This is a genomic window from Flexivirga sp. G2 (genome assembly GCF_055397625.1).
Map to the genome: position 1 here is coordinate 4,237,424 of NZ_AP039675.1, position 18,984 is coordinate 4,256,407.

Here is an 18,984-nt window from a genome sequence, read left to right on the forward strand (position 1 = left end):
TGGCCCCAAGAGGTGGGGTCATCGCCGCGTTGCCACCACGGTCACTTCGTGCCGATTGTGCTGCAGCTGCCGCATGAAGCTCGGATCGTATGCCGCCACAAGCACTTCCAGCGCATCGTCGATCTGCTTCTCGGGGTTGTTGGTGCCCAGTTTCAGCGTGATGACCGCCTGGCCGCCGGGACGCAGCAACCGCGCCGCGTCCACCATCGTGTGCGCCGTCAACTGCGGCACCATGCGCATGTCGTTGACGATCAGGTCGACGGCGTCGCCGTCGTACTCCTTGACGAAGTCGCCTGCCGTCTGCCGGTGATGTACGACGCCGTCGAGTGTCAGGACCCGTTCGTCGAGCGCCGCAGGGTCCACCGCGTGCACTTGCCGAAAACCTTGCGAATGCACGATTCTCGTCCACCCGCCCGGGCTCGCGCCGAAGTCCACCGCGATGTCCCCGGTGGGTGCGTCGACATACGAGAAGAGCTCCTCGAGCTTGAACTCCGCGCGTGAGACCTGCTCGGACAAGGTCGCCAGGCGGATCCGGCCACCGGCCCAGTCACACAAGGACGCGTCGCTCGGATTGACCCCGGCAACGATCCGGTCGGTGCCAATGCACAGGCTGCCGACCGTGTCGGCGCCGCTGGTGACGACGCGAATCCCGTTGTCCATCAACAATTCCAGCAGCGAGCGCCGCACCTTGCCCGGAGCGAAGGCCGCATCGCCGCTGTCCCAGGTGTGCAGGCTGATCTCGTCCCCTACCTCCAGCGACGCCAGCAGGACACTCGCGGCCCACTCGGCGAGCTCGGCCGGGGTGTCGAAGCTGCCGGCGCCGCGGATCGCGTCCGCCCGTGCCAGGTGCCGGACCATCGGGATCTCACCGCCCCAGCACGCATCCGCTGCGTCCTGCAGGGTGCCCGAACCCAGGTGCACCACACCGGCATCCGGACCGACCCGCTGTGCCTTGGTCACATCCAGTGCAGCGCGCAGCTCCGCGACGGCGAAGCGGTAGTAGTCGGGTGCGACGGAGAAGAGGACTGGTGGTTCCACGGGGCCATCGTGTCAGGTCCGTCCGCCGACCCGGTTCGCCGATCTCATACTCAAGACGGAGTGGGTATAGCCATTGGTCCGATGCCCCGCCCTCGGTGGAGCGGCATGATCGAGAGGGAGCCGTTCGCGTCGCGGCCCGTCACCCACATGCGCCCACAGCAGGAGAGAGCAATGTTCGCCAGCCTCGGCCGGTATGTCGTCAAACATCCGTGGCAGATCATCGCGGGCTGGATCGTGGCTGCCGTCGCGATCGTGGCCTTCGCGCCGGCGCTGCCCAACAGCAGCAACGAGAGCGACTTCCTGCCCCGTCACTACGAGTCGATCAAGGCCGGCGACCTGCAGAAGGAGGCCTTCCCGGCCGCATTCACGCCGTCGATGATCGGTGTCTTCCAACGCGACGACGGCAAGCCGCTGACCGCCGCCGATCAGGCGAAGGTGAAGTCGTTCGCCGGTGACCTCACGGCCAAGAAGATCAAGAACGTCCAGCAGGTCATCCCTGCCCCGGCGTCGCCGAAGAAGCTCGTGCAGACGCTGCTGGTCAAGACGCCCGAGCAGTCCAACGGCAACTACAAGGAGCTGAACGACACCGCCAAGGACGTCCGCGATCAGCTGCATGCGATGGTCAAGGGCACCGATCTGAAGGTCGGTACGACAGGGTCGATCGCGCAGAGCCTGGACCAGCAGGAGGCGTCCGGCAACTCCGACGCCATCATCGGTATCGCGACCATTCTGTTGATCATCGTGCTGCTGCTGGTGATCTTCCGCAGTCCGATCATCGCCTTCCTGCCGATCGTGCTCATCGGCATCGTCAGCCAGGTCGCGAACGGTCTGATCGGCTTCGCTGCCAAGGGTTTCGGGCTCAAGGCGGACAGCTCGATCAACCAGTTGTTGATCGTCGTCCTGTTCGGCGTCGGCACCGACTACATCCTCTTCCTGATGTTCCGCTACCGAGAACGGCTGCGTGCGGGTGAGGACCCGAAGCAGGCAATGGTGACCGCGGTGACCCGTGTCGGCGAGGCGATCGCGTCGGCTGCGGGTGTCGTGATCATCGCGTTCCTCGCGATGGCGCTGTCCTCACTCGGGATGCTGCGCGCCATGGGCCCGTCGCTGGCGATCGCCGTCGCGGTCACGCTCGTCGCCGGACTGACGCTCGTCCCGGCCGTCGTATCGCTGCTCGGCACGAAGGTGTTCTGGCCGAGCAAGGCGTGGCAGAAGGAGCCGACCGGCGCCCGGTATGCCGCCATCGGTCGCTCCCTCGGCAAGCGTCCGGCCGTCTTCGCAGCCGTCTCCGGCGTGATCATGCTGGCCCTGGCGGTCAGCGCGCTCGGCTTCAAGCCGACGTTCGACCTGGCCGGTTCGTCGATGCCCAAGACCGCCGAGTCCGTCGTCGCGCTGCACGATCTCGAGCGCGACATGCCGGCCGGCGCCACCGAGCCGACCGACGTCTACGTCCAGTCGAGTTCGCCGCTCGACAAGTCCGCCATGGCGTCATACAAGGCGAAGTTGGCGAAGGTCGACGGCGTGGGATCGGTCGCGTCCCCGACATACAGCAAGGACGGCAGGACGGCCGACTTCTCGGTGATCCTGTCCGACAGCCCGGAGTCCGACCAGGCGCTCGACACCGTGGCCGGTCCGTTGCGGGACGCCGCCCACCAGAACGCTCCCCCGAACTCCACGGCGTATGTCGGAGGCATCACCTCGGTCTACGTCGACATCAAGGCGGCGATGAACCGCGACTACGCGCTGGTCTTCCCGGTCGCCGCGATCCTCATCATGATCGTGCTCGGCCTGTTGCTGCGCAGCCTCGTGGCGCCGTGGTACCTCATGGTGTCGGTGGGCCTGGGGTTCCTGGCCACGCTCGGCGCGACCACGCTGATCTTCCAGGGCATCCAGGGCCAGAGCGGACTGATGTTCATGCTGCCGCTGATCATGTACATGTTCGTGGTGGCGCTGGGCACCGACTACAACATCCTGATGGTGTCCCGATTGCGGGAAGAGGCACAGCAAGGGCTGTCGCCGCGGGAGGCGGCGTCGGTCGCCATCCGGCACGCCGGCCCGACGATCGGCGCGGCGGGTCTGATCCTGGCCGGCTCGTTCGGTTCGCTGATGCTGGCCGGCAACTCGCTGCTGTCGTCGATGGGCTTCGCGCTCTCGTGCGGCATCGTGATGGCGGCGTTCCTGATGGCGACGATCTTCACGCCGGCACTGACCGCGCTCATCGGGCACCTCGCCTGGTGGCCCGGTCACGCGGACGAGCAGGCCCCGCCGGCCGAGTCCGCGGAGGAACAGCTCGTGTCGACCTCCTGATCGACCGGCACGGAACCGCATCGAGCGGCGGGAAGTCCACCAGGATTTCCTGCCGCTCAGTGCATTTCCATGCCGCTCGGTCAGGGGTTGGCGCGGTGGCGGTGTCGCATATGGTGCTTTACAGATAACGTCCTGAAGAGGACCATGTCTGTTATGTCCACGCGGTTCGAGAACGACTACGTCAAGGTTGAGGAAGCTGCCCGCCTGCTCAACGTGACGAAGCGCCACGTCGCCCGACTCGGCGCGCTCGAAGAGATTCGGTACGCCAGCCGCGGCGTGGTTGAGCGCGCCTCCATAGACGCATACCTCCATGAACGCCGGTTCTCACGTACGAGGGCCTGGGACGAAGAGACAGCATGGGCAGCCATCGCCCTCTTATCCGGTCTCAGAGTTGACTGGTTGGGTCAAGTGCAGACGTCCAGGCTGCGAAGCCGACTGCGGCGACTCGCCGCCAATGAGGACGGACCGCTGGAGTTGATCGGTCGTGCACGGAACCGAGCCGTGGTCCGGACATACGATTCGTACGAGTTCCTCGCGCCCAAACTGCGCGAATCACTTGTGATGGTCGACGGTCGACGGCTGGGATTGGTCGATCGCGCGAAGGACCAGATCGACGGGTACCTCGAAGGGACTGCTCTGGCAGTTCTGGAGAAACGGTACGGGCTGCAGAGAAATGACCGCGGCGCCATGACGCTCCGAGCCTCTACTTTCGACATCCGATCCATCAAGCACATCGCGGCCGAAGGGAACGGAGTACTCGCAGCCATGGACGCGGCGACTTCGATGGACGCGCGCGAGCACGGTGTCGGCGTACGGGCGCTTGCCGCCTACCTTGAGGAGTTTGCGCGTGGTCGAGCCTCCGAGTGACCTGGTCAGACGTCCCACCTACAACGTGAAAGCTCCTGCCGGAGGCTGGGGCTACCCCTGGCCAAATGTCGCAGAACTCGCTCGTGTTCTGCCCACCGATCGTTGGACCCTGATCGGCGGCTTGATGACTCAGCTCCACGCGATCCACGCAGGCATCAACGCTGTCAGACCTACGAACGACGTCGACATCGCACTTCATATCGAGACGGCCAGAGGGACTCCGAACAAGACAGCCGATGCCCTCGAGTCGCTCGGCTACGCCCTCAAGCAGAACATCGACCCTCGCAACAACACCGGCCACAGGTTCATCCGCGGAACGGCACGGGTCGACGTTGTCAGCAGCGACCCTGCCGAAGAGGACGTTGTCGATGTCGTCGTCGCGGATCACTCGGCCCCGAGGGTCGAGGAGCAGATGCGTCGTATGGACATGGTCAAGGTCCCCGGTGGGACACAAGCGCTCCGACGAACGGCGAACTATCGGCTCAAGCTCAGCAAGGGTGAGGTCACCACACTCTCGGTGCCGCGGCCGTTCGGGGCTCTAATACTGAAAGTCGCTGCCTACGTCGCTGACAGCCGCGACTCCGACCGCCATCTGCAGAATGCTGCCGTCCTCTTGGCTTGTATCGACGATCCGATCACCGAACTCGATCAACTGGCGGGATCGGACCGAAGCCGACTCGCCGCCCTGAAGCGCAGGCTCGTCGAAACACACAACGCGTGGCGGTTGATGCCGACAGAGGCTTCGGCACGCGGGCAAGCCGTCCTGCGGGTTCTGTGCCCACCTGAATAGGAGCTCAGGGGGTGTGCGCCGGTGCGGGCGTGGTCGGTCGCACCACGCGGTACCGCACGAAGACGGGTATGGCGACAGCCGCCACCACGACGAGCACGATCACCAGCACGCCACCGCCGGCGGCGGCGACCGACGTGCCGACCACTGCGGCGGCGCCACCGTGCACCACGTCGGCGACCCGCGGGCCGCCCGCGACGACGACGGTGAAGACGCCCTGCAGCCGGCCGCGAACGTCATCCGTCGCGGATTCCTGCAGCATCGTGGAGCGGAACGCGGCGGACGCCATGTCGGCCGCGCCACCGATCACCAGACCGACGAGCGCGAACACCAGGAACGCGTCGGCGTGCCCGTCGGCCAGCCCGACGCCGACACCGAAGAGGACCATCGCCGCACCCCAGGCCACAATCGCCCAGATCACGGCGAGGCCCTGACGCTCCACACGGGACACCCAGCCGGAGAAGATCCCGCCCACCACGGCACCTGCGGGTATGGCGGCGAACAGCAACGCGAAGGCCAGGCCGCCGTCCGTCGGACCACCGAAGCTCTCGTGCGCGACCTCGGGGAAGAGCGCCCGCGGCATACCGAAGACCATCGCGATGATGTCGACGAGGAACGACATCAGCAGCACCTTGTGACCGCGTAGATAGATGAATCCGTCGATGACGGAACGCAATCCGGCTTTGGAGGACACCTCGTGCGTCGGCGGCATCGCGGGCAGCGTGACCACCGCCCACAGCGTCGCGAACAGACAGATCGTGTCGGTCAGGTAGAGCCACTGGAAGCCCAGCACCGGGATCAGTGCGCCACCCACGAGCGGCCCGGCGATCGCACCGAACTGCATGACCGTCATGTTGAGCGAGTTCGCCGCGGGCAACTGCTCGAGCGGGATCAGTCGCGGCAGGATCGCCGACCGCGTCGGCTGATTCACCGCGAAGAACGCCTGCTGCACGGCGAAGAGGCACAGGATCAGCCAGACGTTGTCGACGTGTGTCAGGGCCTGCAACCAGAAGAGTGCGCTGCAGCCGATCAGGCCGACGGTCGAGATCATGAGCAATCGCCGACGGTCCATGACGTCGGCGAGCGCCCCGCCATACAGGCCGAAGATGACAAGCGGCACGAGGCCGAAGATCCCGGTCAGGCCGACGTATGCCGAGCTGTGCGTCTCGGCGTAGATCTGGGCCGGCACGGCGACGACGGTCAGCTGGGCGCCGATGACGGTGATGATGTTGGCGCTCCAGAGCCGCCGATAAGCGGGGACCTGCAGGGGCCGGGTATCTGCGAACATCCCGCGCAGATTGCTCACTCTTCTCCTCGTTCGATGCCGAACATTTCGGCCTCCAATGTATGTCGGACCACCGACCGGATGGAACGCGTGCACACCTGATGGACGTCGTTAGGCTGCACACCACAACGCGCGGAGGGGGTCCGGAGGTGACTCGAGGGATGCAACGCACCGACGGCACGGAGGTCGGCGGCCGCTACGTGCTGTCCTCGCGCATCGCGGGCGGCGGCATGGGAGAGGTATGGCGCGGCACCGACTCGGTGCTGGAGCGACCGGTCGCGATCAAGCTGCTGCGTACCAACCTGACCGACGACCCGGAGTTCGTCGCGCGCTTCCGCATCGAGGCGCGCAACGCGGCCAAGCTGAGCCACGGCAACATCGCGCAGGTCTACGACTACGGCGAGGACGACGGCACGGCGTTCCTGGTGCTCGAACTGGTCGACGGTGAGCCGCTGTCGAAGCTGATCGCGCAGACCGCACCGATGCCGGAGGACGACGCGGTGCACCTGCTGGTGCAGGCCGCCAACGCGTTGCACGCAGCACACGCCAAGGGCATCGTGCACCGCGACGTGAAGCCCGCGAACATCGTGGTCGACGACGAATCCGTCGCCAAACTCACCGATTTCGGCATCGCCCGCGCACTCGACGCATCCTCGATGACGCGTGCGGGTGAGGTGATGGGGACACCGCAGTACCTCGCGCCCGAGGCCGCGATGGGCAAGGAGGCGACGGCCCAGTCGGACCTCTACTCGCTCGGCGTCGTGGCGTTCCAGATGCTCACCGGGCACTTGCCGTTCCAGGCCGACACGGCGGTCGGTTTCGCGCTGGCCCACGTCCAACAGCCGGTCCCGACGCTGCCCGACTCGGTGTCCGAGCCGCTGCGTCAGGTGGTGCACGCGACGCTCGCCAAGGATCCCGACGCCCGGCCGCACGGCGCGGTCGAGCTGGCCGAGCAGTTGCAGGCCGCGATCGGGTCGCCGCCGACTCTCACCCATCGGATCTCGCCGGTCCGGGTCGCACACCTGCCCGAATCGGCACCGACGACACCGGTCCCGCAAACCACGTCGCGCCCGCGGCAGGCGGTGTTCACCCTGTCCCGCGGGCAGAACGCCCCGCTCACCGGCTCGTCGCTCTCGCTGCGGATCGAGTCCGCCGGCGACGCCAGCGTGGACCTGATCGCCTGCGAACTCGGTGCCGACGACCGCGCGCTCGGCGACGAGAGCCTGGTGTTCTTCAACAACCGCACGTCTGCGGATGGCGTTGTGCGGCTGTCGGATTCGGGCCGCATCGAGGTCGACACCGCTGCACTCGGAGCCGACGTGCACGCCGTCGTCCTCGGTATGGCGGTCGACCAGCCGGCGACGCTCGGCGAGCTGCCCGACCTGCGCACCACTCTGTATGCCGAAGGCCCGGAGCACCGTGAGGAGTTCCACCTGCCTGCCGAGCTCGGCACGGAACGCGCCGCCGTCCTCGCCCGCATCTACCGACGCGGTGACACCTGGAAGGTCCGCAACGTCTCCGCCGGCTGGGAGTCCGGGCTCTCCGCACTCGTCGACGCCCTCGGCCTCGCAGTCAGCTCCCCCGCCGAGCCGGTCGAATAGTCCAAAAGGGGGTCGTCGAGTAGCAGCCGAGGGACGAGGCTGCCTGAGATGGCCGAGGAGTTCGTGAGGGACGAGCGAACGTCTCGAGGTCCCCTGGTCGCGACCTCGAGACGCTCGTTCCTCGCTCCTCGGCCAGCTCAACAGAGGACTCAGTCCAGCGGCTGAAAACTACGCAACCGCAACGAGTTGAGCACGACGAAGACCGACGAGAACGCCATCGCGAACCCGGCGACCATCGGGCCGAGCCGGCCGCTCATGGCCAGCGGGATCGCAGCGACGTTGTAGCCGAATGCCCACACCAGGTTGGACTTGATCACCCGAAGAGTGCTGCGGGACAGGCGGATCGCGTCCGCCGCGCCACGCAGGTCACCGCGCACCAGAGTCAGGTCACTCGCCTCGATCGCGACGTCCGTGCCGGTGCCCATCGCGATGCCGAGGTCCGACTGCGCAAGCGCGGCAGCGTCGTTGACCCCGTCACCGACCATTGCCACGACCCGACCATCGGCCAGCAGGTCGCGCACCACGGTCGCCTTGTCGGCAGGAAGCACGCCCGCGATCACCTCATCGATGCCCACGCTCGCGGCCACCGCGTGCGCCACCGCCTCGTGGTCGCCGGTCAACAGGACCGGACGCAGCCCGAGCTCACGCAGGTGCGCGACCGCCCGGGCCGAGGTCGGCTTGATCTCGTCGGCGACAGCGATCAGGCCGCGCGGCATACCGTCCCACCCGACAGCGACGATCGTCTCGCCGCCGCGTTGTGCCTCCGCCATGGCGGCAGCGAGCTCATCGGTCAGCTGAATGCCGTTGTCCTGCAACAAGGTCGGACGCCCAACGACGACATCGTGCCCGTCGACTGCACCGGTGACTCCCAGGCCGCCCACGTCCGCCATACGGTCGACCGTTGCCAGCGAACCGCGTTCGGCCGCGGCATCCGCGATCGCCTGAGCGATCGGGTGCGACGAGCCGTGCTCCAGCGAACCTGCGAGCGCCAGCACCTCATCTGCCGACTCCCCCGCCGCTGGTATGACGTGAGACATCCGCATCACACCCGTGGTGACCGTGCCGGTCTTGTCCAGCAACACCGTGTCGATCGTGCGCGTGCTCTCCAGGACCTCCGGGCCCTTGATCAGCAGGCCGAGCTGGGCGCCACGGCCACTGCCGACCAATAGTGCTGTCGGAGTTGCCAATCCGAGGGCGCAGGGGCAGGCGATGACCAGCACCGCGACCGCCGCCGTGAACGCCGTGACCGTCGAGCCGCCGAGGATCAACCAGCCGAGGAACGTCAGCAGCGCCAGCCCGAGGACCACCGGCACGAAGACCGCGGAGACCCGGTCGGCGAGCCGTTGCACCTGCGCCTTCCCGGTCTGCGCCTGCTCGACCAGCCGGCCCAACTGGGCGAGTGCAGTGTCTGCGCCTATCCGGGTCGCGCGGATGACGAGCTTGCCGCCGGCGTTGACCGCCGATCCGGTGACCGCCGACCCGACGCTGACCTCGACCGGGACCGACTCACCGGTCATCGCGGAGTTGTCGACCGCCGAGATGCCCTCGACGACCTCGCCGTCGGTGGCGATCTTCTCCCCGGATCGGGTCACGAAGAGGTCGCCGACCGCGAGTTCCTCGACAGGTACGGTGAATTCGCGCCCGTCGCGCAATACGGTCACCTGTTTCGCGCCGAGCTCGAGCAATGCTCGCAGGGCCGCGCCGGCGGACCGCTTGGAGCGGGCCTCGAGATAACGCCCGGTGAGCAGGAACGCCGTCACCCCGGCAGCCGCCTCGAGGTAGATCGTGCTCGCGCCCTCGCCCGCCGGAGTGGTCAGCGAGAAGCCGTGCCGCATGCCCGGCATACCGGCATCGCCGATGAAGAGTGTGTAGAGGGACCAGCCGAACGCCGCGATCGTGCCGATGCTGACGAGGGTGTCCATCGTGGTCGTACGGTGCCGCAACCCGTTCCAGGTCGCGCGATGGAACGGCAGCCCGCCCCACACCACGACCGGTGCGGCAAGGACCAGTGACAGCCATTGCCAGTTGCGGAACTGGAACGCCGGCACCATCGCCAGGACGATCACCGGTGCGGCGAGCAGCCAGCTGATCAGCATCCGGTGGCGTAGCCCCGCCGTCTCGTCGACCGGCTCCGCCGATTCGCCGTCGGCCGAGGAATGCGGTGGTTCGGGCACCGAGGCGTCATACCCGGCGGCCTGTATGACGCCCACCAGCTCATCGGTGGACACGCCCTCCGGGTAGGCGACCTTGGCCTTCTCGGTGGCGAAGTTGACCGTGGCCTCGACCCCGTCGATCTTGCGCAGCTTCTTCTCGATGCGCATCGCGCACGAGGCGCACGTCATGCCGGTGATGCCCAGCTCGACCTCGTGCGGAGAACTCTCGGTAGTCATCTCTCAACCTCCACTGGCTCCAACTATACCCCCCATGGGTATATTCCGAACCGGGCCGTCGTCCCTGTGTTCCCTCCCTTTACGCTGCTGTCCCGTGACCGACGTGAACACCACCGCCGACCCGGAGACCCCCCTCGCCTACTACGTCCCGGTCGGTCCCGGCGTCTACCGCCCGACCGTCCACGTGCAGGGCGCCTGGCAGGAGACCGAGCAGCACATGGCGCCGATCAGCGGTCTCATCGCGCACGAACTGGCGATCCACGATCAACGGGACGACATGCAGATCGGCCGCATCTGTTTCGAGATCCTCGGGATGATTCCGTTGCAGGAGAGCACGATCCACGTGGAGACGATCCGCCCCGGCCGCACCATCGAGCTGCTCGAGGCGACGCTGACCATCGGCGGCCGCACCATCATCCGGGCCCGCGCCTGGCGACTGGCGGTCGCGGACATGAGCGAGCTGGCCGGCAACGAACTGCCGGCCATGCCGAGCCCGGACGGGACCGAGGAGATCGACGGCACCCTCGAGTGGCCGGGCGGTTACATCCGCTCCCTGCAGCTCCAGGCGGTCCCCGGCGGTCGCGAGGGCCGGCGGCAGGTGTGGATCCGCACCGACTGCGCGCTCATCGACGGAGTCGAGGCGGCACCGATCGCGGCATACACGATGCTGGTGGACACCGCCAACGGCATCGCCACCCGCGTGCGACCGACCGAGCTGATGTTCCCGAACGTCGACCTGACGCTGCACTTCGTGCGTGAGCCGGACCCGGCACTCATCGGCCTCGACACCAGCGTGACCTTCGGGTCCACCGGCCTCGGCCTGACGTCCTCAGTGCTGAACGACGTCCACGGGCCGGTCGGTCGGGTCGAGCAGTGCCTGACGGTGCGGCACTTTCCAACTCGCTAGGACGCCGCGGCCGCCGAGCGTGCGCGGCAGGTGCAGCGGCCTGCGGCGCAGTACCCGCCAGGCCGCCAGCAGTACGAGCGCGTAGACCACGCCGGCGAGTTCGTCGATGACGTAGTGCTCGCCGGAGTAGACGAGCGAGAACGCCATCAGGGCCGGGTAGAGCAGCAGCAGCGGGCGCACCCAGCGATGGACGCCGAACCAGAAGAAGCCGACGACCAATGTCGCGGTCGCCATGTGCAGCGACGGCATCGCCGCGACCGGATTGGATCGGCTCTGTCCGTCGCCGAGCACCTGCGCCGCGCCGTGGAAGTCGAGCCAGGACCAGCCCTGCCCGGAGATGCGGAACACCTGGGTGCCGTCGATGTAGCCCTGCTGGGAGGCGAGCCAGGGCGGGCTCATCGGGAAGAGGAAGTAGGTCGCGATCCCGGCGACCGCCAGCGCGACCAGCAGCGCGGCCCAGGCCCGGAAGCGTTCGCGGGACCGGATCCAGAGCACCGCCGCGACGACGGGCGACACCACGAAATGGCTGCAGTAGCAGAGGGTTACGAAGACCGACCACCACGGCGCCTGCTGCACGGCGCCACTCAGGTGCTCCTGCAGCCACTGGTTGGGCAGGTTGCCACCGAACATCCACCGATCGACATCGATCGGGAACATCACGTGCAGCGGCATACCGACGCCGTTGTGGGCGCCCTCCTGCGGGAAGCCGTTGATGAGGCCGCCGGTGAAATGGGACGCGGCACCGTAGCTGTAGTCGTAGGCCAGCAGAATCCCTTGGAACGGCAGCCAGTCCAGCATCATCCGGCCCCAGGCGTGCCAGCCCTTGCCGATGCAGACCGCACTCAGTCCGGCAACGATCCACAGCGTGAGTCCGACGCGATCCAACGGGACGCCCCAGGTCGCGCAGAAGGCCGCCAGGACGACGACATACAGCCCGATGACCCCCCAGCGGACGGTGTCCCAAGACATCCGGGAGGAGAACGATGTGGGGACGTTGTTCTCCCCCGATGCAACCATTGTTCACATAGTAAACAAACGTTCCGGTCCGAGACCGCCGGTCGCCGAAGCCCGTATGCCGCAGGACGGTCGCGTCTCGCCGCAGATGTGCAGGATGTGGCAGGCTCGGTGCAGGAACAGCGCGGTGCACGACGACCGCGCCGGCTGACGAACGGAGATTGCAAGACTATGGCTGGGATCGCGTACAAAGTGCTTCTCACGGTGTCCGGCATCGCCGCGGGCAAGGCCGCGAAGAAGGCGACCACGGCGACCTGGAAGACCGCGACCGGCGGGACTCCGCCCGTCGACAAGCACGACCCGGAGTACTCCGCGATGCAGGTGGCGGTCTTCGCGGTCGTCTCCTCCGCGATCGCCGGTGGCTTCCGCGCCTACGCTCAGCGCAAGGCGTCGGACTACTACACCAAAACCTCCGGACACGTGCCGCCGCCGGTCGTGAAGGCCCAGCAGAAGAAGGCTGCCCAGCTGAAGGCCGACAAGAAGGTCGGCAAGGCCTGACCCGCGCCGTTCTCGACGGCTTATGCGCACGCCGCGGGTGGGTTAGGGTCACCTTATGAATGACGCGAACCCGGCCGACGCGACAACGGCGGACCACGCCGCTGCCTGTGGTGACCTCGTGCGCGGCGGCGACCTGGACACCCTGCTCGCCAGGCTCGACGGCGGTATGCCGGTCGACCTCGCCGACTCCGGCGGCAACACCCTGCTGATGCTGGCCGCCTATCACGGGCAGGCCGCCGTTGTTTCCGCGCTGCTCGAGCGCGGCGCCGACGTCAACCGGCTCAACGACCGCGGTCAGTCGCCGCTGGCCGGCGCGGTCTTCAAGGGCGAGGACACCATCGTCTGGTTGCTGCTGGAAGCCGGCGCCGATGTCGACGCCGGCTCCCCGTCGGCCGCTGCCACGGCCGAGCTCTTCGGCCGCGGCGACCTCTTGCGCTGAGTCGCCGTCAGCCGCGACCTTCGTCCGCGGTCTTGCCGAGCTCGAGCCCCGGCTTCTTGCCTCGACTACCGCGGGCCAGCGTCGAGTGCTTGCGGCCGTAGGCGAAGTAGACGACCAGGCCGATCGCCAGCCACACCAGGAAGCGCGCCCAGGTCTCGACCGCCAGGCTTGCCATCAGCGCGAAGCAGCACAGCGCGGTGATGATCGGCAGCAGCGGAACCTGGGGCGTGCGGAACGGACGGTCCATGCGCGGCTTGGTCCGCCGCAGCACCGCCACCGCGATCGCCACGACGACGAAGGCGAAGAGCGTTCCGATGCTCACCATCTCGGCCAGTGTCGCGAGCTTGACGAAGGCCGCGATCACGGCGACGACCGCCGTGACGACCAGCGTCAGGACGAACGGTGTCTTGTACTTCGGGTGCGCCCGCCCGACACCCTCGGGCAGCAGACCGTCACGGGACAGCGCGAAACCGATCCGGCCCATCGCCACGATGTCGACCAGGATCACCGAACTCAGGCCACACACGGCCGCGAGTCCGATGAGGAATCCGGCGATCCCGATGTGCGGTTTGAACGCCTCGGAGATCGGCGCGCCCTCGTCCAGGTTGGTGTACTTCACCATGCCGGTGATGACGAAGCACACGGCGAGGTAGAGGAAGGTGCAGATGACGAGGGTGCCGATCAAGCCACGCGGCATGTCCTTGCCCGGGTTCTTGGTCTCCTCACCGAGGTTGGCGACCGCTTCGAAACCGCTGTATGCGAAGAAGACCACGGCTGCCGCGACGAGCACGCCGGCGATGCCGAACGACGAGGGCGAGATGCCGGAAATCCACTGCCAGAGCGGTTGCTTCAGCTCATCGCCGCCGCCGTGCGCCGGGACCGCCTTCGGGAAGAACGGCGTCAGGTTCGACGCCTTGAGGAAGAACAGACCGGCCACGATCACGAAGATGCAGACCGTGACCTTGATGACGACAAGCGCGTTGGTGACCCACTTGGCCTCCTTGATGCCGACCGCCGCGACGGTGCCGAGGACCAGCACGATGAACACGGCGCCGAGGTTGACCGTCGAACCCTCACCCATGATGTGGTCCCAGAACCCCCCGTGCAGGCCGAGCGAACTCTGCAGGTAACCGGACCAGCCACGGGCGACCACTGCCGCGCCCAGGCTGAACTCCAGCACCAGGTCCCACGCGATGATCCAGGCGAAGATCTCGCCGATCGTCGTATAGGCGTAGGTGTAGGAACTGCCGGCGGTCGGCACGGCGGCGGCAACTTCGGCATAACAGAGCGCGGCCAGCATGGCGATGACACCGGCGATGGCGAAGGACACCACGATCGCCGGGCCGGCCTGGTTCTTGGCCTCGACACCGGTGAGGGTGAAGATGCCGGTGCCGATGACGATCCCGATGCCGAAGCCCATCAGGTCCCTCGACGACAGGTTCTTGGCGAGTCCCTCACCACCGGTCTCGGACTCGTCATTCTGATGTATGACGGTGTCGACGTCCTTGGTTCGGACGAGCGTTCGCAACAGTCCCATCGCGGCAGACTACGAGCAACCACGCGGGCGGCGCGGGATCCGGGCCGCAGTGTTCGGGGACCGAGACCGGCCCGTTATCCAGCCCAGGGCGCCCCGGCGCCGCGGATCTCCTCGAAGGCCAGCCAGGTCCGCGTTCCGATGACACCGGGGATCGCCTGTATCCGCTCGAGCACCAGCGCCCGCAACGACTGGTTGTCGGGTGCGTGCGCGAGGGCGAGCACGTCGAACTCGGACCCCAGCAGCGAGATCGAGTCGATGTAGTCGAGCTTCGCCAGCGCCGCGGACACCGAGCGCCAGGTGTTCTGCTCGATCTGCAGGGCGATGTATGCCGTCGTCTGCAGCCCCGCCAGGTGCGGCACGACCCGGGCGGCGAAGCCCTCGATCACGCCGTCGTCCAGCAGCCGTTGCAGCCGGGCGTAGGTCGCGGCACGGGACAGGTGCAGCCGCTCCGCCAGCGCACGCACCGACAGGCGCGCGTCCCGCTCGAGCGCACCGATGATCTGCCGGTCCACCTCGTCGAGGACGCGGTGCTCCGCCGACTGTCCGGTGACACCGCGTTGACGCGCACCGCTTGTGGACGTTCGCTTCGCCATACCAGCAGTATGGCGCCATACGTCTTGTATGACGGCAGCAATCGATGCAATTTGCCCGGCCGGCGTGACAATTGTGTGATGGAGACCACAGCCGAGGCGATGACGGCTGCGCTGCTGCCGTCGCCCAACCCGGTGCAATTGATCGACCCGACCGGCGCGGAGGTCGAGCAGGCCGGCGCACGTCGTGACTACCCGATGCCGAGCGCTGCCCGGCTGCGCGCGATGTGGCACGCGATGGTCGTCGGGCGCCGTTTCGACATCCAGGCGACGGCGCTGACCAAACAGGGACGCCTCGCGGTCTACCCGAGCTCCCGCGGCCAGGAGGCTTGCCAGGTCGGTGCGACGATCTCGATCGGCAGTGGTGACTGGCTCTTCCCGACCTACCGCGAGTCGATGGCCCTCGTGACCCGCGGCATCGACCCGATCGAGGTGCTCTCCCTGCTGCGCGGCGACAGCCATTGCGGCTACGACCCGATCGCGACCAGGACCGCAGCGCAGTGCACGCCGTTGTCGACACAGCTGGTGCATGCGGCCGGTGCGGCATACGGGGAGAAGCGGCGCGGCACCGACAACGTCGCGCTCGCGTTCATCGGCGACGGCGCCACCAGCGAGGGCGACTTCCACGAAGCGCTCAACTTCGCGGCCGTCTTCGAGGCACCGGTCATCTTCTTCGTGCAGAACAACGAGTACGCCATCAGCGTCCCGCTCTCCAAGCAGACCAAGGCACCATCGTTGGCCTACAAGGGAATCGGGTATGGCGTCCCCGCCGAACAGGTCGACGGCAACGACCCGGCCGCGGTGCTCGCGGTCATGGATGTCGCGCTCGAGCACTGCCGCAGTGGCAAGGGTCCGTTCCTCATCGAGGCGCACACCTACCGGATGGACGCGCACACCAACGCCGACGACGCCACCCGCTACCGCTCCTCCGACGAGGTCACCGCGTGGCTGGACCGTGACCCGATCGCGCGCATCGAGGCGTGGCTGCGCGCCCGAGGTGAGCTCAACGACGACATGGTCGCCGCGACGAACGCAGAGGCCGAGGCGAAGGCCGCCGACCTGCGTGAGCGGATGAATGCCGACCCGAGCGTCGACCCGATGTCGTTGTTCGACAACGTCTTTGCCGCATCCACACCCCAGCTGGACGAAGCACGCGAGATGGTCCGCGCCGAGCTCGACGCCGAGGAGGCCTGACATGACAGTCACCATGGGCGGCGCCCTCAACACCGCGCTGCGCGACGCACTGACCGCGGACGACGACGTGCTGGTGTTCGGCGAGGACGTCGGCACCCTCGGCGGCGTCTTCCGCATCACCGACGGCCTCACGCAGGAGTTCGGTGAGCAGCGGTGCTTCGACACACCGCTGGCCGAGTCCGGCATCGTCGGCTTCGCAATCGGTATGTGCCTCACCGGTTTTCGCCCGGTCGTCGAGATGCAGTTCGATGCCTTCGCCTACCCGGCATTCGAGCAGATCACCTCGCACGTCGCCAAGATGCGCAACCGCACCTCGGGTGCCGTCGGGTTGCCGATGGTCATCCGCGTCCCGTGTGCCGGGGGCATCGGCGGCGTCGAGCACCACTGCGATTCGAGCGAGGGCTACTACGCGCACACCCCCGGCCTGAAGGTCGTGACGCCGTCCGACGCAGCCGACGCCTACAGCCTGCTGCGCGAGGCGATCGACGATCCCGATCCGGTGATCTTCATGGAGCCCAAGGCGCTCTACTGGTCGAAGCAGGAGATCGAACTCCCTTCCAAACAACCGGGATTCGGCAAGGCGAAAGTCCGTCGCGACGGCGACGACGTCACGATCGTCACCTACGGGCCGTCCGTGCCGACCGTGCTCAAGGCGGCCGAAGCGGCCGCCGAGGAGGGCTGGAGCGTCGAGGTCATCGACCTGCGCACGATCGTGCCGTTCGACGACGAGACCGTGGTGGAGTCGGTGCGTCGTACCGGCCGTTGCGTGGTCGTCGCCGAGGCGCAGGGCTTCGCGGGCGTCTCCGGCGAGGTTGCCGCTCGGGTCACCGAGCGCTGCTTCCACTCGCTGCACGCACCCGTCGCGCGGGTGAGCGGATTGCCCACGCCATACCCGGCGCCGATGCTGGAGAAGACGTATCTGCCTGGTGTGGAACGCATTCTGGACGCGATCTCCCGGTTGCAGTGGGACGACCAGCCCGACCTGACGTTCGCAGGAGTGGGTGCGCGTGGCTGAGCAGACCTTCAACCTGCCGGACCTCGGCGAGGGCCTCACCGAGGCCGATCTCGTCGAGTGGCTGGTCGCCGACGGCGACGAGGTCGCCATCGACCAGCACGTGGTGGTGGTCGAGACCGCCAAGGCCACCGTCGAGGTGCCGTGCCCGTATGCCGGTCGCGTGCACACCCGGCACGGCGCCGAGGGCGACACCATCGCCGTCGGATCCGCCCTGCTGACAGTCGAATCCGGCGTCTCGGGTGATACGCCGGCCGACGGTGCACAGGACGGCTCGGGTGCCGTACTCGTCGGCTACGGCACGACCGACGTCGGCGGGTCCGGATCGTCCGGCCGCCGCGCCGCCCGCCGTCGCCAGCGCACCGCCGCCACCACACCATCCCGAATGACGGCTTCCTCGGCGACCGACGGTCCGATCTCGCCGTCACTCGGCGAGGAAGCCGTCATTCGGCAGGGTGGTGTGCCGAAGGTCCACAGCGCACCGAAGGTCATCTCGCCGATCGTGCGCAAGCTTGCTGCGGACCGCGGGCTCGATCTGCGCACCGTCGCTCCCGGTCCGGACGGCATCATCCGTCGCAGCGACGTGGATGCGGTCCTACAAGCGGGTCGAGTGCCGGAGGAGCGCAGCGGGGGAGGTGTATCGAGACCTACGGCGGCAACCGTGGAACAAGGTCTCGATACGGGCTCGCCCTTGGGGGCTCCCCCTACTCGACCCGCTTCCGTCGGCACCCCCGGCACTCGACCCGCTTCCGTCGGCGACGAACGCGTGCCGTTGACCGGCATCCGGCGCATGGTCGCGGACAAGCTGACCACCTCCCGACGCGAGATCCCCGACGCCACCACCTGGGTGGACGCCGATGCGACCGGCCTGGTGGAGGCACGCCGCGCGATCGGCCTCGAACGCGGCGGGCTGCTGGCGCTGCTGGGTCGCATCTGCGTCGCCGGCCTCGGCAAGTACCCGGAGCTGAACGCCTCCGTCGACACGGAGCGCCAGGAGATCGTGCGCCACGGCGCCATACACCTGGGGTTCGCGGCCGACTCTCCGCGCGGCCTCGTCGTCCCGGTGGTGCACGATGCCGACCGTATGACGACCCGGCAGCTCGCCGAGCGGATGGTCCAGCTGGTCGATGCCGCCCGTGCGGGCACGCTGGCGCCGGCCGAGCTGACCGGTGGCACGTTCACGCTGAACAACTACGGCGTGTTCGGTGTCGACGGCAGCACGCCGATCCTCAACCACCCCGAGGCCGCCATGATCGGCGTCGGCCGGATCATCGACCGCCCGTGGGTGGTCGACGGTCAGCTCGCCGTGCGGAAGGTCGCGCAGCTCGGTCTCACCTTCGACCACCGGGTGTGCGACGGCGGGGTGGCGGGCGGCTTCCTGCGGTTCGTCGCCGATGCCGTCGAACGGCCGCTGCAGCTGCTCGGCGATGTATGACGGCAGCGTGGTTCACGAGTGACCTACCCGTTCCGGTGGGGCAGCACGTAAACTCGCGCCCGTGATGCGCATGACAGCTGGAG

The 18,984-nt window shown here is 67.7% G+C and carries 16 protein-coding genes; 10 read left to right on the forward strand and 6 right to left on the reverse strand.

The window, feature by feature from the left end; all coding sequences use genetic code 11:
* Positions 1-18 precede the first annotated feature (18 nt).
* On the reverse strand, positions 19-1,038 hold the full coding sequence (locus ACZ50J_RS20480) for an SAM-dependent methyltransferase (protein WP_464298998.1): 1,020 nt from the start codon (positions 1,036-1,038) through the stop codon (positions 19-21).
* Between the two features lie 171 nt (positions 1,039-1,209).
* On the opposite strand from ACZ50J_RS20480, the gene ACZ50J_RS20485 reads away from it, so the two are divergent.
* The 3 genes from ACZ50J_RS20485 to ACZ50J_RS20495 all read left to right on the forward strand — a co-directional run bounded on the left by ACZ50J_RS20485 (position 1,210) and on the right by ACZ50J_RS20495 (position 5,002).
* The gene (locus tag ACZ50J_RS20485) at positions 1,210-3,345 is read left to right on the forward strand and encodes an MMPL family transporter (protein WP_464298999.1); all 2,136 of its coding nucleotides are present in this window, start codon (positions 1,210-1,212) and stop codon (positions 3,343-3,345) included.
* Between the two features lie 153 nt (positions 3,346-3,498).
* Positions 3,499-4,212, forward strand: coding sequence for a hypothetical protein (locus ACZ50J_RS20490; protein ID WP_464299000.1), 714 nt, complete (start codon positions 3,499-3,501; stop codon positions 4,210-4,212).
* Positions 4,193-5,002 carry a hypothetical protein gene (locus tag ACZ50J_RS20495; protein ID WP_464299001.1) on the forward strand — a complete coding sequence of 270 codons (810 nt, stop codon included), beginning with the start codon at positions 4,193-4,195 and terminating at the stop codon, positions 5,000-5,002. The genes ACZ50J_RS20490 and ACZ50J_RS20495 overlap by 20 nt, the downstream gene beginning before the upstream one ends.
* Before the next feature lie 4 nt (positions 5,003-5,006).
* Here ACZ50J_RS20495 and ACZ50J_RS20500 read toward each other — a convergent pair whose 3' ends face one another.
* Entirely contained in the window at positions 5,007-6,305 is a 1,299-nt protein-coding gene (locus ACZ50J_RS20500) for an MFS transporter (RefSeq protein ID WP_464299002.1), read from the reverse strand.
* Between the two features lie 140 nt (positions 6,306-6,445).
* On the opposite strand from ACZ50J_RS20500, the gene ACZ50J_RS20505 reads away from it, so the two are divergent.
* Entirely contained in the window at positions 6,446-7,885 is a 1,440-nt protein-coding gene (locus tag ACZ50J_RS20505; protein WP_464299003.1) for a protein kinase domain-containing protein, read from the forward strand.
* 149 nt (positions 7,886-8,034) lie between these two features.
* On the opposite strand, the gene ACZ50J_RS20510 is transcribed toward ACZ50J_RS20505, so the two are convergent.
* Complete coding sequence (locus tag ACZ50J_RS20510) at positions 8,035-10,275, reverse strand: heavy metal translocating P-type ATPase (protein WP_464299004.1); 2,241 nt, start codon at positions 10,273-10,275, stop codon at positions 8,035-8,037.
* 94 nt (positions 10,276-10,369) lie between these two features.
* On the opposite strand from ACZ50J_RS20510, the gene ACZ50J_RS20515 reads away from it, so the two are divergent.
* Positions 10,370-11,182 (forward strand): thioesterase family protein, encoded by an 813-nt coding sequence (locus ACZ50J_RS20515; RefSeq protein WP_464299005.1) that lies wholly within the window; start codon positions 10,370-10,372, stop codon positions 11,180-11,182.
* On the opposite strand, the gene ACZ50J_RS20520 is transcribed toward ACZ50J_RS20515, so the two are convergent.
* Entirely contained in the window at positions 11,105-12,199 is a 1,095-nt protein-coding gene (locus ACZ50J_RS20520; protein WP_464299006.1) for a phosphatase PAP2 family protein, read from the reverse strand. The two genes, ACZ50J_RS20515 and ACZ50J_RS20520, sit on opposite strands and share 78 nt — an antisense overlap.
* A gap of 168 nt (positions 12,200-12,367) precedes the next feature.
* Here ACZ50J_RS20520 and ACZ50J_RS20525 point away from each other — a divergent pair, with 168 nt between their 5' ends.
* Both ACZ50J_RS20525 and ACZ50J_RS20530 read left to right on the forward strand, forming a co-directional pair.
* Positions 12,368-12,694: a DUF4235 domain-containing protein gene (locus ACZ50J_RS20525; RefSeq protein WP_464299007.1), complete on the forward strand. Its 327-nt coding sequence runs from the start codon at positions 12,368-12,370 to the stop codon at positions 12,692-12,694.
* A gap of 55 nt (positions 12,695-12,749) precedes the next feature.
* Entirely contained in the window at positions 12,750-13,133 is a 384-nt protein-coding gene (locus ACZ50J_RS20530) for an ankyrin repeat domain-containing protein (protein ID WP_464299008.1), read from the forward strand.
* A gap of 7 nt (positions 13,134-13,140) precedes the next feature.
* Here ACZ50J_RS20530 and ACZ50J_RS20535 read toward each other — a convergent pair whose 3' ends face one another.
* Both ACZ50J_RS20535 and ACZ50J_RS20540 read right to left on the reverse strand, forming a co-directional pair.
* Complete coding sequence (locus ACZ50J_RS20535; RefSeq protein ID WP_464299009.1) at positions 13,141-14,670, reverse strand: APC family permease; 1,530 nt, start codon at positions 14,668-14,670, stop codon at positions 13,141-13,143.
* 74 nt (positions 14,671-14,744) lie between these two features.
* On the reverse strand, positions 14,745-15,263 hold the full coding sequence (locus ACZ50J_RS20540; protein ID WP_464299010.1) for an Lrp/AsnC family transcriptional regulator: 519 nt from the start codon (positions 15,261-15,263) through the stop codon (positions 14,745-14,747).
* 78 nt (positions 15,264-15,341) lie between these two features.
* On the opposite strand from ACZ50J_RS20540, the gene ACZ50J_RS20545 reads away from it, so the two are divergent.
* Genes ACZ50J_RS20545 through ACZ50J_RS20555 form a run of 3 tightly spaced genes read left to right on the forward strand, consistent with a single transcriptional unit; the run spans position 15,342 to position 18,901 of the window.
* Entirely contained in the window at positions 15,342-16,454 is a 1,113-nt protein-coding gene (locus ACZ50J_RS20545; protein ID WP_464299011.1) for a thiamine pyrophosphate-dependent dehydrogenase E1 component subunit alpha, read from the forward strand.
* 1 nt (position 16,455) lies between these two features.
* Positions 16,456-17,469: an alpha-ketoacid dehydrogenase subunit beta gene (locus ACZ50J_RS20550; protein WP_464299012.1), complete on the forward strand. Its 1,014-nt coding sequence runs from the start codon at positions 16,456-16,458 to the stop codon at positions 17,467-17,469.
* The gene (locus tag ACZ50J_RS20555; protein WP_464299013.1) at positions 17,462-18,901 is read left to right on the forward strand and encodes a dihydrolipoamide acetyltransferase family protein; all 1,440 of its coding nucleotides are present in this window, start codon (positions 17,462-17,464) and stop codon (positions 18,899-18,901) included. The genes ACZ50J_RS20550 and ACZ50J_RS20555 overlap by 8 nt, the downstream gene beginning before the upstream one ends.
* The last annotated feature ends 83 nt before the right edge of the window (positions 18,902-18,984 follow it).